The organism is Nitrosomonas aestuarii, assembly GCF_003046585.1.
GTDB classification, from domain to species: Bacteria; Pseudomonadota; Gammaproteobacteria; order Burkholderiales; family Nitrosomonadaceae; genus Nitrosomonas; species Nitrosomonas aestuarii.
Window position 1 is genome coordinate 121,739 of the sequence record NZ_QAAE01000005.1, and the last position, 13,340, is coordinate 135,078.

Below are 13,340 nucleotides of genomic sequence, written 5' to 3' on the forward strand. Positions count from 1 at the left end.
TTTAGTTTGTCGATCATGTTATCAATCGATACGTTAGTGCATAGCACTCTTATTCTTACGAGCGAATGAGTTTGATGATAGCGTATAGGAAGTCAGGGTTGAAATCGATGTTTGAAAATTCGTGTTTTTTGAATCTTTGATTATTCTTTCATCAATGTCGCCCAAAAACAAATGGAATTTTCATCTCTTACTCATAGAATTTATCAATTCAGTACTGATTATCCTTCGTATCGCGCACTTGACGTTATCCAGCAATCTTCCCATTAGAATACCTTGACGAAAAATTTCAGGTAAATACTCAACCATGAAGTAAGCACCTGCGAAAACTCAAGACGCGATATACAGCAACTCGAAAGATCACAGCATGAAGATGTCAGAAAGATATCATCTATAACCGACAACACAAGCAGGACGTCGTTGACACAAAAATAACATCATCGGTACACTCCCCTGCGGCATGTATCCCGTCCGATATAACAATTTACGATTAAGTTGTTATATCAAATAAATTATCTTAACAAGTATAAAAAGGAATTCATATGAAGTTTAAACATTTACTCAAGTACACTACTCTGACGCTTGCAGCATTACTGACATTGGGACTTGCTTTAAATACCGTATTCGCCGCCGGACCTGCAAAATATAATGAAGCGGGCGAGCTGTTACTGCCACAGAACTACCGTGAATGGGTCATGGTAGGTACACAGGTCACTCCCAATGAAATGAATGAAGGCAATGCTCCTTTTGCTGAAATCCGAACTGTTTATCTTGATCCTGGCAGCTATGCACACTGGAAGAAAACCGGTGAATTTCGTGATGGCGCCATGACCGTCAAAGAATTAATCAGTGTTGGTGAGCGCAAAGGTCCGGGCAGCGGCAACGGTTACTTCATGGGGGACTATATTGGTCTGGAAGCTTCTGTTAAAGATTCCAAACGTTTCGCTAACGAACCTGGAAACTGGGCATTTTATATTTTTTATGTACCGGATATGCAGATGGTTACTGCGGCTAAAAACCTGCCTACTGAAGAATGTGCGGCCTGTCATAAAAGCAACGCTAAAGATGATCTTGTTTTCACCCAGTTTTATCCAGTGCTGCGGGCGGCCAAAGCTACTGGAATATCAGGTATACAACCACCAAAGAAGTAGCATAAATCTATCGCGGGCTTATGAATGCCCGCGCTGTAGCAAATCTATTTGACGGGATATAACGGGACGGCTTTTGCATCAAAGCATACCTATGGCAAACCGTCCTGCCTGCAATAGATTAAGGATGGAGGATTGCAACATGGAAACAACTGTGTGTAGCATGAATATGCGCAAACAATTCATCAAAAACACATGTTGCTGGTTTTTATGCACGCTCACTTATTCAGACTTCGATAGTTTATGGTTTCAGAGCTACCGAGTTCACTATACAAAAGTTCTGCCCCTGCCACATGAAACCGGCCATAGTCCTGTTGATAAAATCTGTAAATACGTTCTTGCCGGAAGGATATGTAAGTATTGGTGTTTTATTAACTTTACTGGTATGGGGCGCGTTTGGATATACACAGATGCGCCTTGACACAGAAAATACCTCGTCCGCAAAGTTATTCGGGCAAACTCGAACCTTTATCCGGATCAATTGCGACAGACCGTCCCACATTCAGTCTGAGAACTGCAACCATACCTAATGGACGCATGCAATTCGAAACAGGCTATACCTTTACTTTTGACCATAATAATCCCGACAAGGCGACACATACATTCCCTGAAACGCTCGTCCGTATCGGATTAAATTAGAAACAGTAAAAAAGTCAGCTCCCGATGATCATCCGTCAAAAACCGAAAACCTGCCGTCCAGTTGTGCTAATGGTTACCCTTAGATAAGAATAATAGTCTCCCCAATATACTTCAGATATTGACTTGTTTAGACTGAGAACTAAGTTAATATTCGATTGAAAGAGGTGACTATTATGAGAACAGCAACCATTAATTATTTCACGATTATATCCATATTTGCTCTTATGATGATCGGGCTGCCTGCAGTCGCCTACGCAACCGAACAAAATACGCAAGTCAATTCAACCGCAATAAAAACTGCAGGCAATACCGATCACCAAAAGCTGGCACATTACTATGAAGATCAGGCCAAAGAAATGCAGGCTAAAATACAAGAACAGGTAGAAGCGTTCAATCATAAACCAAGCACCAGCTTTCTGGGTAGAAACGGGCAACGAATCAAAAAACATGTAGTTTTTAAAATTCACGAATTCGAAAAAGCTGCAGCAGAAAATCTGCAAAAAGCGGCTTACCATAACAAAATGGCCGAAGATCAGAAAAATCGCCAGCAATTCGCCGAATCAGGCAGGATTAAAGGCTAGCCTTGGTACTACCCATATAGTTCTAAAAAAGCAGTCAATAGCTATCCTGTAGTTCCCCTTGTTTTAAATGGTAATTTTTAAAACCCACTTCGGTGGGTTTTTTTATGGATCAAGAAAAATGAAAATTTTCTCATGAGTGCTGCGGGAGCCGCAATGATGGATGCCCCCGAACGATCTGCCAAGACAGACAATCTCTCTCAATGAGGTTCCCGCTTTCGATATCATAAAAAAGGCTGAAACATGTTTCAGCCTTTTCCCGAAGTAAATTCGTTTTCTAAATTTATCTAAATTGTTGTTGCTGGACATCCAACTCTTCCAGCGCTTTATCGAAGCCTTCCAGATCAAATTTCTCTTGTAAAATATGCAATTCTTTCAGATATTCATTGACCCGGTATTTCTGAGTTAATTCATGCACCTGCTTGGCCAGGAAAGGATCGAAAACTTCAAGAATACTGATATCCCACGGTGGGCAACTCAGACACACCGGTGGAATTGGCCAGCGAATTTTCCATTCTGGATGCATTAACTCCGGTAGTCTGAAATATAGTGGCGTGCAGCTCGTCGCATTGAGAATCGTAAAACCTGCGGCGATATAATTATTGATCACATCACTTTTTTGTATCTCACAGGCATGATATGAAGGTGCGGCAACGTGAGTCTGGTTCACAATACCCCCTTTTTCGGCAGTAACACTTGCTGAATAGGTCGAAATACCCGCTACAGCACTTTGAATATATAGCAGCGCCAACAACACTAATAAAGATTTAATAGCAGTGTGTTTCATAACAAACTCCTCTACAATTAAATGAAAAAATATGCCATCTGCCAATTCTGCTTGAATTCGAAAAACCAAAAAAATTGCCAGAGTGAAGATAAATGTAATATGAATATTTCAAGCGATCAGTGACAAATCCCACATGCACAAAGAAAAAATGTGAATCCCGTAACCCCCTATCCAGCCGTGTTTCATGAATTCACTCACGCTTTAGGGTTTTCTAGCAATATACTCAGGCAGGTAACATCGCGGATGGTTTTGGCAACAATGGATTGCGGGGACATGGACGAAATTAAAGCGGTTAATTGTCAATCAACAATTAAAATTTACCGCCTATCAATATCCAAAAGCTATCAGGAAAAATAACTAACGAATTGTATTTTATACTTTTTTGTTGATATTGATCTTTTCCTGGTAACTCTTGCATATTGATTAATAATTTACGCATGATGCGTGAATCACATGACCAATCTTCCACTGCTATTAACACATTATTTTTATCTGGTCTGCGACAATTTGTCGCATTGATCCTCAGTTCATATTCAAATACCATTCTTGGATTTGCATTGAGAAAGTAGAATTTTTTCGGTCTACTACAACGCATTCATTGATTCATTTTGATGAATTTTCTTTAGAAAAATCTCCGGAGCATCAAAACTTGTATAAGTTTATTTCACTTTTCATAGGTTTCTTATTGTTTTTATTAAGTATAACGACAATGGCTCACGAGGGTGAGCCAAATATGGCGTTTGCATGGCGTGATGGCAATATTGAAGTAGATATCGCTCAGCAAGGAAGAGTATTGGGGGGCTACAAGGCATTTGTCATATCTTTCGCCGACTCTTTCACGCCTTATCGCATGGGCGACTCCGGGTTTACCGGATCAGGTTTCGATCAAGGCGGCATAATCAGTTATCAAACAGAAAGTACCTTGTTGAAATGGTCAGAAGAACAGTCAGCATGGTTGCAAGCAGGTTTCGCAGAACAATTGGTCATCAGCCGCTTATCAGATGAAAAAAAAGTGACGGACAATGAAGGAAATGGCTTGCAGGGGTTTATTACAAATTTGACAACCAGCAGCAGTTTCGAAGCACATCCTGTTTTTCGAATACAAAAAACAGATGATGCCTTACCTGACGATGGCGCCTATATGGTTTTCATCAATATATTAGGAGTAGATGAATCAGGTGAAAATATTCTTTACAAACCCTCCGTTCCATTTGCATTAGTTTTTCATATCAATGCGCAAGCAAACTTTGATAGATTGGCCCTTGCTCAAGCTTTAAAAGTAGTGCCAGAGATCCAATTGAATGATTACACTCGGATGGATATGCTATTTGACTGGGCTGAACTACAAGTTACGGAGTTATTCCCGCATTCTGCAGAGAGTCGTTTTATCTTCGGATACTATGCTCGCTGTTATGCCAATTCAGTTTGTCTCGGTAGCAAAGACGGCAAAATTTATACTGCTGGCGGAGTGTTTGGTGGTATTACTGAACATGGTTCAATAGAAACTTTTTATGAAATAGCGGGGCTCTAATGCACGGCTTACAAAAGTACTCTCGCTATATTTTTCTGACAGGTTTTATGATTTTTTTTTTAACTCTGTGTCCGCAAGTGATCAAAGTACAACAAAGAGACCAGTAGCAGAAAATCAGCACAATACCGAACGTGCGAACGCGAATATTCCACAAGAGACTGTCAGATTCGAAACTATCACCATTGAAGCGACTTCCAGTCCTGCTGATCCTGTACAACAACTAGACAGTCGAGAGTTACGTATTCGCACTGGCGAAACGCTCGGCAAAACGCTGGAGCGTGAATTGGGAGTCAGTAATCTGTCTTATGGACCTGGTGTTGGTCAACCCGTAATCCGGGGTATGAGTGGTCCTCGAGTCAGAATCATGCAAAATGGCATCGGCGCACATGATCTATCTGCTCTAAGTCCCGACCTTGCAATCGCTTTTGAAACCATGCTGGCAGATAGTGTTACTGTGTTGAGAGGTCCTGCGACCCTGCGTTATGGTGGTAATGCCATTGGTGGCATGGTTAATATCGAGCATGGACGTATACCTGAAAAAATTCCATTGAATGGCACCGCGGGTCGAATGGATTTTCGCTACGACCATAATTCTGCAGACAAGGCCGGCATGATTGGTTTTGATGCCGGTAAAGGAATGTTTGCAATTCATGTTGATTATTTTCATCGTGCCTCAAATAATACGCATATTCCCGGGGCTGCTTTGGACGAAGCAGCGATCCGGCAACAATTCCAGGTTGAACCCAGCACCAATAGCGCCAAGGTCATTCAAAATAGTCACTCCAGTAGCCAGGGCGGTTCAGTCGGAATATCAATGATCGGCAAGCATGGACATATAGGCGGGAGTTATCATGAAATGGTCAGAAATTATGGTATTCCTCCGGGTGTTCCAGGACACACTGAGACCGGGAGTACCGAACAAGAAGCCATCAGGATTGACATGTCGCAGCGCCGCTATGATTTAGATGGTTTGTGGAAAACTTATTGGGCATCATTACCTAGTATAAAAGCGAAACTGAGTTATATCGACTACGATCATAAGGATTTTGATAAAAGTGTGACGGATAGAAGCGCATCGCTGACTCGTTTTAAGAATTCCGTCTGGGAATCACGTTTAGAAATGAACCATCAACGAGGAGAGTGGCTTGATGGTACATTTGGCATGCAGTGGCAGAATCGTTCTTTCGCAGCGACAGGGATCGAAACGTTCACCCCTGCTGCCAATATTGATTCATTAGGTTTTTTTATCACTGAAACTGTGTTTATCACTGAACGTCTCGACTTTGAAGTGGGCGCTCGTATCGAACATCAAACCACGACTCCAAAGAGTAATGAAATCAAATTAGCAGGGATTTCGGCAGCGTTACCTTTGCCGAACGCATTAAACTATCTAACTTATTCTCTCGCTGCAAGCTTGAATTATGAAATCCTTCCAAAAACTTCATTGTACTTAAATTGGCAGCGCGCGCAACGCGCACCAGACGTGCAGGAGCTCTTTGCGTCGGGACCACATTTTGCAACGCGTAGTTTCGAAATTGGTCGCCTCAATCTGGATGCTGAACAAACGAATCACTACGAACTTGGTCTACGCTTTAACGGTAATCAAGTTTCTATGCAGGCCAATGGTTATTATAAATCGATACAGGACTTTATTTATTTAGAAAATCAGGGAGTGTTTTTTAATTTGGCGCCTGATCCACCGCGTTTTCAATTGGCTTGTGCCGATTTAAGAAGTTGTCTCCCTGTTTTTGGATATCAGGCCAATACTGCCAATTTTGCAGGTTATGAGGCTCAGATTACCGCTCATCCACGTCTGGGCCTGCCCATCAGTCCTTATTTAACGCTATTTTCTGATTATGTGCGAGGTTGGTTTCAGAATGAGGCTTTAGGGGATGTGCCACGACTTCCACCATTGCGATTCGGCGGTGAAATAGGATTTCAATGGGCACAGTGGCGAGGTGCTTTACGTTATACCCATGCCTTGCAGCAAAACAAGCCTGGAAATCTGGAAACCAATACGCCGCGTTATGATCGATTGGACCTAGATTTATCTTACGATTGGAAAATGTCCGACTATAGAAAAATACTTTTTTTCGCCAAGCTTTCAAATATGACTAATACGACCATAAGAAACTCTACATCTTTTTTACGAAATTTTGCACCTGAAGCCGGTTTTAGCGCATTAGCAGGAATGAGCGCAACATTCTAGTCATTATCTGATCGCGATGCATCGCTGCAAGGCATGGCATTTTATTTAATTTTTTTATAATCTTATTGTTACCAAACCAAATCCATTTATGCTTAATTCTCAATATGATGATCTTATTTGAAAATCTCTACACAAAGCGGCTTTTAAATTGTCTTTTTAAGCTACGCAACATAGCCATAGGTATTTTGAGTAGCACCTATTTATTGTATCCAATAACACTGTTTGCCGGCGAATTGCATCAGCATATCGAGGTTACAATTGTTGACCAGCGTGTACATACTAGCTTTTGTCGTCCCGAAAAAGGATGCAGCCTGGTAAAACCAGAAACCCTCGGCCTCCCTGCTGCGCAAATGCCCGTAGATCAGCTGACTGGCACCCCAATTTATGTATCTGAATTTATTATCTTTCCTGATCGCACTGCAATTGACAGTCCCGGTTTTGAAGGACTGGAAGGAGATATGACGCCCGGAGACAGGGTTCGATATCTGGCGAGCGGTCACTTAAGTTATTGGGATACAGAAAAACGTCAATGGTCCCTGGCACCGGAAGGCGTGCAGATTCGCTTGGCTGGCGGCTTGGACTTGCAACCTAATCAAGATTGTGGACAGGTATTTTGTATTCCCAAAACTGTCGAAGGATTTACCCTGTTCAATCGGCATGGCATCGATGGTACGCCATCGCTCATTGTCGGTGAAATTCGCTCCGACGGCTCTTTGCACACGCATCTGGACTGGATTATTGAGACCAGTCAGGGTGCCCCGGATGCGTCGATTGGCGCTTATATGGTTGAGTTACAGTTAATTACCGAAACTTATCCTGAACCCTCTGATACATTATGGATCATGTTTAATAATGGTTTGGCATTGGAGGACTTTCAACAAGCCGTAGCAGGACGTGTACTGCAATCGAGTACCGACACTGCATTAGCTGATAAACTTTTTAGTTGGGCGGAATCCAGTTATCCATCCCTGTTTCCACATGCGACGACATCATTCATAGCATTTGGATTTTATGCCCGGTGTTATCAAAATGGTGTTTGTGTGGCCGTGAAAGATAATCATATCTTTGCGGTAGGTGGTGAATTTGGTGCCAATATAGTCATGTTGGGTGAATTTGATGTACTGACAGCGCAAGCAGGACTTTAATCGGCCCTGTTGTAAACAGTATTATTATGGGTGACATATCACCAATGGCAGTATCAATACCGCTGTGTATTATTGCAAACAATTTCACAGCTGTCCTGCTAATACATAAATGATAAGGTACAATCACCCGGCCGCATCAGCTTGCGTGATATTGCTGACAGCGTGCGTGCACAGGTGCATTCCTTTATCATCTTGGCGGTGAAACTGACACGACCCAGTCTTGCCCACATGAATGTGAATTAATCCTATAACTTGTATGAAGCGTTGCATGGATAACTGTGACGTCACTACCAATATCTGGCGCCAGATTACCGCTTTCGCTTCAAAAACAAACTTTATTCGGTGGATGTCTATCATTGACCGGCGCCTTTCTGTCTTACCCTGGGCTGATTTTAGCTCCACAAAAGAGACCACTTTACACTTACAGCTGCTTGAGGATATTGACCCGATTAAAGATGCGGCAATATGTCACATTGCTTTCATCCATCTTGGGTCAGATAATGACGCCACTCATTTTTTTATGGCTTAGTCTCGGCTTTGATTTCTTATCCGCACTGAGAGGTTCTCCGATAGAACAAGTGTAACAAGCCAGATTGCGCCTATATATTTATCCTTACGTATTAGCACGTATTCTATTGTTTTGTGATTTTTGCTAACTTACCGAATGCTGGCTTTCCTTTCATTATTCTCACCGGTTAGTTAAACAGTTCTGGATCAAGAGAGTGCAACACAGGCGACGATAAACAGGTGCTAAATCATCTATTGAAACGATGAATTGCCGAGAAATTCGTTCCGATGCATAATAATCAAGGAAGAGAGCGTATTACTGACAAACTTTGTATTAAATAATCAGCGAGATGCTGCACCAAGGTATCAGCTCAACGTTTACATCTGAATCTGCTTGGATTCAGTTTATAAAAAACAATGGAGATCACATGAAATTTATTTTATTACTGACACTCTTTTTGAGTGCGCAAGCATTTGCACAAGATAATAAGCCCCAAAGTAGTTCTGAGCATGAAAATGGCGAGCATGGTGCCAGTCACGGGCATGGAAGTGGTAAACATAGCGATGATCATAAACATGAAGGTGGGGGACATGGTGATGACCACCACGGACATGAAGGTGGTATGCATGGTGGCGGGCATGGCCACAAGATTGACAAGACCACTCTCAAACAATTTTTTGAACCATTGCCCGATGCCATTATTGACGCACAAAAAAACGCTGCTTTGATCAAGCTGGGTAAAAAGCTTTATCTGGATCCAAGGCTGTCTGTCAATGATCAGATTTCTTGTAACTCATGCCATAGCCTCAGTAATTTTGGCGTGGATAATGAACCAACTTCTCCAGGCCATGAAGGCAAGCGGGGTGACAGAAATTCTCCAACCACCATGAACGCAGCGCTCCACATTGCGCAATTCTGGGATGGGCGCGCGAGTACTGTGGAAGAACAGGCCTTAGGCCCGATTTTGAATGCTGTTGAAATGGGTATGCCAGGCGCGGATGTAGTTGTAAAAAAACTGACAGCAATTGAAGAATATAAAGAGCTGTTTGCGAAAGCTTTTGCCGATGAAAAGAATCCATTGAATTACAAGAATATTGGCGTGGCAATCGGTGCATTTGAGCGTACACTGCTCACCCCATCGCGATTCGATGATTATCTCAAAGGCGACGAAGATGCCCTGAGTCAAAAGGAAAAAAGGGGGCTGAAAAAATTCATCAATATGGGCTGCGTAACTTGTCATAATGGGGTTGCTATTGGCGGTAATTCATACAAAAAAATCGGTATTGTGACACCCTATGAAACATCAGATATGGGTCGTTATGAAGTGACTAAAATCGAGAGTGACAAGAAAGCATTTAAAGTGCCTAGTTTAAGAAATATAACCAAAACAGCCCCCTATTTTCATGATGGTTCGGTTGAAACACTTGATGAGGCCATTCAACTGATGGCAAAACATCAATTGGGCCGTGATCATGCTGGCCACGGAATGGTGAGAGATATCAAAGCATTTCTGGGAGCTCTAACGGCCAAGGATGCTGCTAAAGATACGCAATAAGTGTAATGACATTGGCAACGCCTAAACTGTTAAAATTCGATGGCGGTGCTAGAAGTATTTTGAGAAAAAAACCAAGTGACCGATACATCAAATAAGAGTCGTATGTATCTGTTGGCAGGACTGCTGTTATTTGTGTCGTTGATGACAGTGCCTTCTGCCAATTCCTTGGGGGCATCCGAAGAAAAAAGGCTGGATAAAGTTGCAGAGCGCGGAACGCATGTTATGCCATTCGATTTGGAAAAAACCTTGCATGTTTTTTCCAAATCGGCCAGCGGTGGGATTCAACAGGTTATTGTCAAGAACGGATCAGATGTTGAACAGCTTCAGCTGATACGCGATCACTTAATGGAAATTTCTGAAGCATTCAAACAGCGGAATTTCTCCGATCCAGAAAGCATTCACGGAAAAGATATGTCAGGACTGGCTGAATTGAGAGCAGCCGGTTATCACCAGATCACTATTGAGTATATGGCGCTACCAGATGGCGCCCAAATTAAGTATTTCAGCAAATTGTCACGGCTCATCAGAGCGATTCACCAATGGTTTGATGCTCAATTAAACGACCATGCGCAACATGCTGCGCCAGGACATCAGCATACGCATGACTAACGATCAATTAATAATGTACAATCATATAGTTATTGCAGAGAATATTAGCAATTCTGTGCCATTCCATTATGATTAAATGTTAGGCATATTAACACTGCCGATTAAGCAGCATTAGCGGCAGAACTTGAACAGCCTATTGGATCCGGCGATGTATCGAACCGTAAAGATGGATCAACATCTAAAACCGTGAAATCGGTCACAGGTTATTTTTCCGCTGAATACGCTGAGAGGCCACAAGAAAATCCTGGGGTTGTATTTGTCGGAACGCGAGAACGCCCGGTTCTGGCTGTCTGTATTGAAGGATCTGAATAATCGTAGCGCATAGGATATCTTTATTCTGCCGTAGACGGTCTTACAGGTTTTACTGAAGCGATTAACAGAATCTTTCCAAAAACCGGGATTCAATTGTGCATCATTCATCACATACACAATTCGATCAAATATGTCGCGCCAAAGAATCACTAAGCTTTCATGGCTGGCCTAAAGCCGGCATACGAAGCACAGACCAGGGATGTACTGAAGATGCACTTGATGCGCTGGAAGCCAAATGGAGAAAACAGTATTCCTTTGTGATCAAATCCTGGTGAAACAAATGGAAGAATTTATTGGTATTCTTTAAATATCCTAAGCAGATACGCCGTGTTATGTATACGACAAATACCATAGAGGCGATCCATCGTCAGTTTCACAAACTTACAAAAATCAAAGTCAGATTTTCGAACAGAGCAGCTTACTTAAGTTACTGTGTGTCGGCATTAAGAACGCCAGCAGGAAATGGACAATGCCCTTTCCAAACTGGAATTTGGCATTATCGCAGCTGGCGATATATTTTGAAGAACGTCTGGATGCAACACTGGATTTATAAATTGATTAGGGATTTTTATAATACCATTGGAAATGGTCAGCCCATCGACACGCACGGTGTCGATCGGTTGCCGATTGAAGCGGTTCAACAAGCAGAACACGGCAGGTAATTTGCAGGTTGACACAGAATTTGAATACCCTCAATTACCTCATTTTTTTGAAAAGCAGATTCAATTAAACAAACTGAAAATTTCAGTAATCGTTTGACTGACTGGTTTTATCAGATTGCTGGTAGTTGGTGTACATGTATGATTTGGGTGATGCTGGCTGCGCAGCCATGGCTCTATGATAATGGGCTTTTGTCAGACTCTGTTTTTCAGCTTTTTGGAATTCACGAATTTTAAAGTCAGCCAGTGCTTTGATATGCTTTCCGTTTTTACCGAATAAAACGGCATTGGATCTACGCTTGAGCATTCGCTGCTGTGCTTGCACGTTACTGCGCATTTCATTCGCCAGATTCTCATACTGTTTTGCCAAAGCCGCATGGTTGGCAACTCCGCCGTTGTCTTGAACGAACCGGGTTTCAATAGCCTGAACAGATGAAACTGAGCGCATTGGTGCGCAGGCACTCAATAGTGCAATTCCTAATAAATACACAATATGCTTACCAGAAAATGTAAGCTTCGAAGACTTTATCGCATTTATTCCTGCTTTTGTTTCCATGTTAGTCATAGCTCTATATTGTTCAACACAACTGCATCCTAACTGATCCGGCGCTATGATGTATATTGGAGAAAGTATTGTTTTTTTCTAAGAGAAACCATTAAGTTACATATCGCCCTGGTAAATTTGATGGTGGCGAAAAGTGTTTCAATTCTTTAACGTGATAAGGATGATGACTGCGCTTCGGAAATCCGGGATTGTTTGCTCAATAGATGTGTATAAGCGAGCTATACAGATATGTTAAATGCGCGATTAGTCAGCCTGGACAGGCTTATAGATTTCGATTTGATAACGACCTCTCACAGTCGAATCGATCGGCGGATAATATCATGCTGCATCCCCATTACCATCTCCCGTCAAACAGCACCGCATCGCTACCAAAATCGCATTTTCACAGTTAGTTCATGGAAAAAATCGCGATGATTATCTCGAGATTCTGGTCACAGTGAAATAGTTTGCTTGTTTTATTCTCAGCTTCACTGCTATATGGTTCGCACAAAAATTGTCACAATATCAAAGCGGTTTATGGCATCCATAATTGCTTCTGATGTGGATTTAAAAAGTCCGTGATAGATAAATCTTTTTCCATCACGTGTTGTTAATTTTATTTCACACTTGATGATTCGGATGCTGTTTTCTTTAATTGCGTACTGGATTTCCATGCGCATTCTCCATTATGACGTGTAGGCGTTGATTTTTAATCATCAATTTATTGTCAGACTACCATTCATATAATTCTTGAACTGATAAGAGTTTACAAATTATTTTGTCGTGAGAATAATGCTACAAACAGGGTAAAAGTATCCTAATTCGTTCATTTGCAAACTTGGACTGTCCCGTATGGCGAAGACACTGAAAACTGCATACACCTATCCAACGCCGATAATCATGAGCGCACCTGTCGAGAGTGCCGAGAGTGCCGAGAGTGCTAAAGAGGGTTATTTTTTATGCATGTTATAATTCTGGCATCAGTAATCAGGTATTTTCTTAACATTTTGATATATATAGATATCGTATATTTATTGATAGCTGGAACAGGTACTGTATAGACAAACACTTATGTAATTTATATATACAACCAAATTATTTATCTTTTTAATCATAGAT

The 13,340-nt window shown here is 41.8% G+C and carries 12 protein-coding genes and 1 pseudogene; 10 read left to right on the forward strand and 3 right to left on the reverse strand.

The genetic code is table 11. The features are described from left to right. Nucleotides 1–539: 539 nt before the first annotated feature. The 3 genes from C8R11_RS06220 (at nt 540) to C8R11_RS06230 (ending at nt 2,365) form a co-directional block, all read left to right on the forward strand. On the forward strand, nt 540–1,148 hold the full coding sequence (locus C8R11_RS06220) for a cytochrome P460 family protein (protein WP_090699912.1): 609 nt from the start codon (nt 540–542) through the stop codon (nt 1,146–1,148). A 414-nt stretch (nt 1,149–1,562) separates the two neighbouring features. Continuing rightward, nucleotides 1,563–1,784, forward strand: a complete 222-nt coding sequence (locus C8R11_RS06225; protein WP_107794951.1) for a hypothetical protein — start codon at nt 1,563–1,565, stop codon at nt 1,782–1,784. 173 nt (nt 1,785–1,957) lie between these two features. After that, nucleotides 1,958–2,365 carry a hypothetical protein gene (locus tag C8R11_RS06230; RefSeq protein ID WP_107794952.1) on the forward strand — a complete coding sequence of 136 codons (408 nt, stop codon included), beginning with the start codon at nt 1,958–1,960 and terminating at the stop codon, nt 2,363–2,365. Between the two features lie 280 nt (nt 2,366–2,645). On the opposite strand, the gene C8R11_RS06235 is transcribed toward C8R11_RS06230, so the two are convergent. Then, entirely contained in the window at nt 2,646–3,149 is a 504-nt protein-coding gene (locus C8R11_RS06235) for a hypothetical protein (RefSeq protein ID WP_146159085.1), read from the reverse strand. 310 nt (nt 3,150–3,459) lie between these two features. Beyond that, complete coding sequence (locus C8R11_RS06240; protein ID WP_107794954.1) at nt 3,460–3,693, reverse strand: hypothetical protein; 234 nt, start codon at nt 3,691–3,693, stop codon at nt 3,460–3,462. 54 nt (nt 3,694–3,747) lie between these two features. Here C8R11_RS06240 and C8R11_RS06245 point away from each other — a divergent pair, with 54 nt between their 5' ends. From C8R11_RS06245 to C8R11_RS16670, 7 genes and pseudogenes are all read left to right on the forward strand, one after another. Then, nucleotides 3,748–4,680: a hypothetical protein gene (locus C8R11_RS06245; protein ID WP_107794955.1), complete on the forward strand. Its 933-nt coding sequence runs from the start codon at nt 3,748–3,750 to the stop codon at nt 4,678–4,680. A 67-nt stretch (nt 4,681–4,747) separates the two neighbouring features. After that, the gene (locus C8R11_RS06250; RefSeq protein ID WP_107794956.1) at nt 4,748–6,889 is read left to right on the forward strand and encodes a TonB-dependent receptor; all 2,142 of its coding nucleotides are present in this window, start codon (nt 4,748–4,750) and stop codon (nt 6,887–6,889) included. Nucleotides 6,890–7,074: 185 nt separating this feature from the next. Further along, complete coding sequence (locus C8R11_RS06255) at nt 7,075–8,034, forward strand: hypothetical protein (protein ID WP_181258182.1); 960 nt, start codon at nt 7,075–7,077, stop codon at nt 8,032–8,034. A 268-nt stretch (nt 8,035–8,302) separates the two neighbouring features. Beyond that, on the forward strand, nt 8,303–8,563 hold the full coding sequence (locus tag C8R11_RS06260; RefSeq protein ID WP_107794958.1) for a hypothetical protein: 261 nt from the start codon (nt 8,303–8,305) through the stop codon (nt 8,561–8,563). A 406-nt stretch (nt 8,564–8,969) separates the two neighbouring features. After that, nucleotides 8,970–10,097, forward strand: coding sequence for a cytochrome-c peroxidase (locus C8R11_RS06265; RefSeq protein ID WP_107795020.1), 1,128 nt, complete (start codon nt 8,970–8,972; stop codon nt 10,095–10,097). A gap of 75 nt (nt 10,098–10,172) precedes the next feature. After that, nucleotides 10,173–10,706, forward strand: coding sequence for an aspartate carbamoyltransferase (locus C8R11_RS06270; RefSeq protein ID WP_244907570.1), 534 nt, complete (start codon nt 10,173–10,175; stop codon nt 10,704–10,706). Nucleotides 10,707–10,929: 223 nt separating this feature from the next. Continuing rightward, a pseudogene (locus C8R11_RS16670) lies at nt 10,930–11,571 on the forward strand (IS256 family transposase); the annotation flags it as partial. 191 nt (nt 11,572–11,762) lie between these two features. Here the strand turns inward: C8R11_RS16670 and C8R11_RS06295 are convergent. Beyond that, the gene (locus tag C8R11_RS06295; RefSeq protein ID WP_146159087.1) at nt 11,763–12,143 is read right to left on the reverse strand and encodes a hypothetical protein; all 381 of its coding nucleotides are present in this window, start codon (nt 12,141–12,143) and stop codon (nt 11,763–11,765) included. Nucleotides 12,144–13,340 lie beyond the last annotated feature (1,197 nt).

Bases quoted from the DNA above. Each gene is read 5' to 3' on its own strand.
- C8R11_RS06220 (WP_090699912.1), top strand. From the start codon at position 540: ATGAAGTTTAAACATTTACTCAAGTACACTACTCTGACGCTTGCAGCA.
- C8R11_RS06230 (WP_107794952.1), top strand. From the start codon at position 1,958: ATGAGAACAGCAACCATTAATTATTTCACGATTATATCCATATTTGCT.
- C8R11_RS06235 (WP_146159085.1), bottom strand. From the start codon at position 3,149: ATGAAACACACTGCTATTAAATCTTTATTAGTGTTGTTGGCGCTGCTA.
- C8R11_RS06240 (WP_107794954.1), bottom strand. From the start codon at position 3,693: ATGGTATTTGAATATGAACTGAGGATCAATGCGACAAATTGTCGCAGA.
- C8R11_RS06260 (WP_107794958.1), top strand. From the start codon at position 8,303: ATGGATAACTGTGACGTCACTACCAATATCTGGCGCCAGATTACCGCT.
- C8R11_RS06265 (WP_107795020.1), top strand. From the start codon at position 8,970: ATGAAATTTATTTTATTACTGACACTCTTTTTGAGTGCGCAAGCATTT.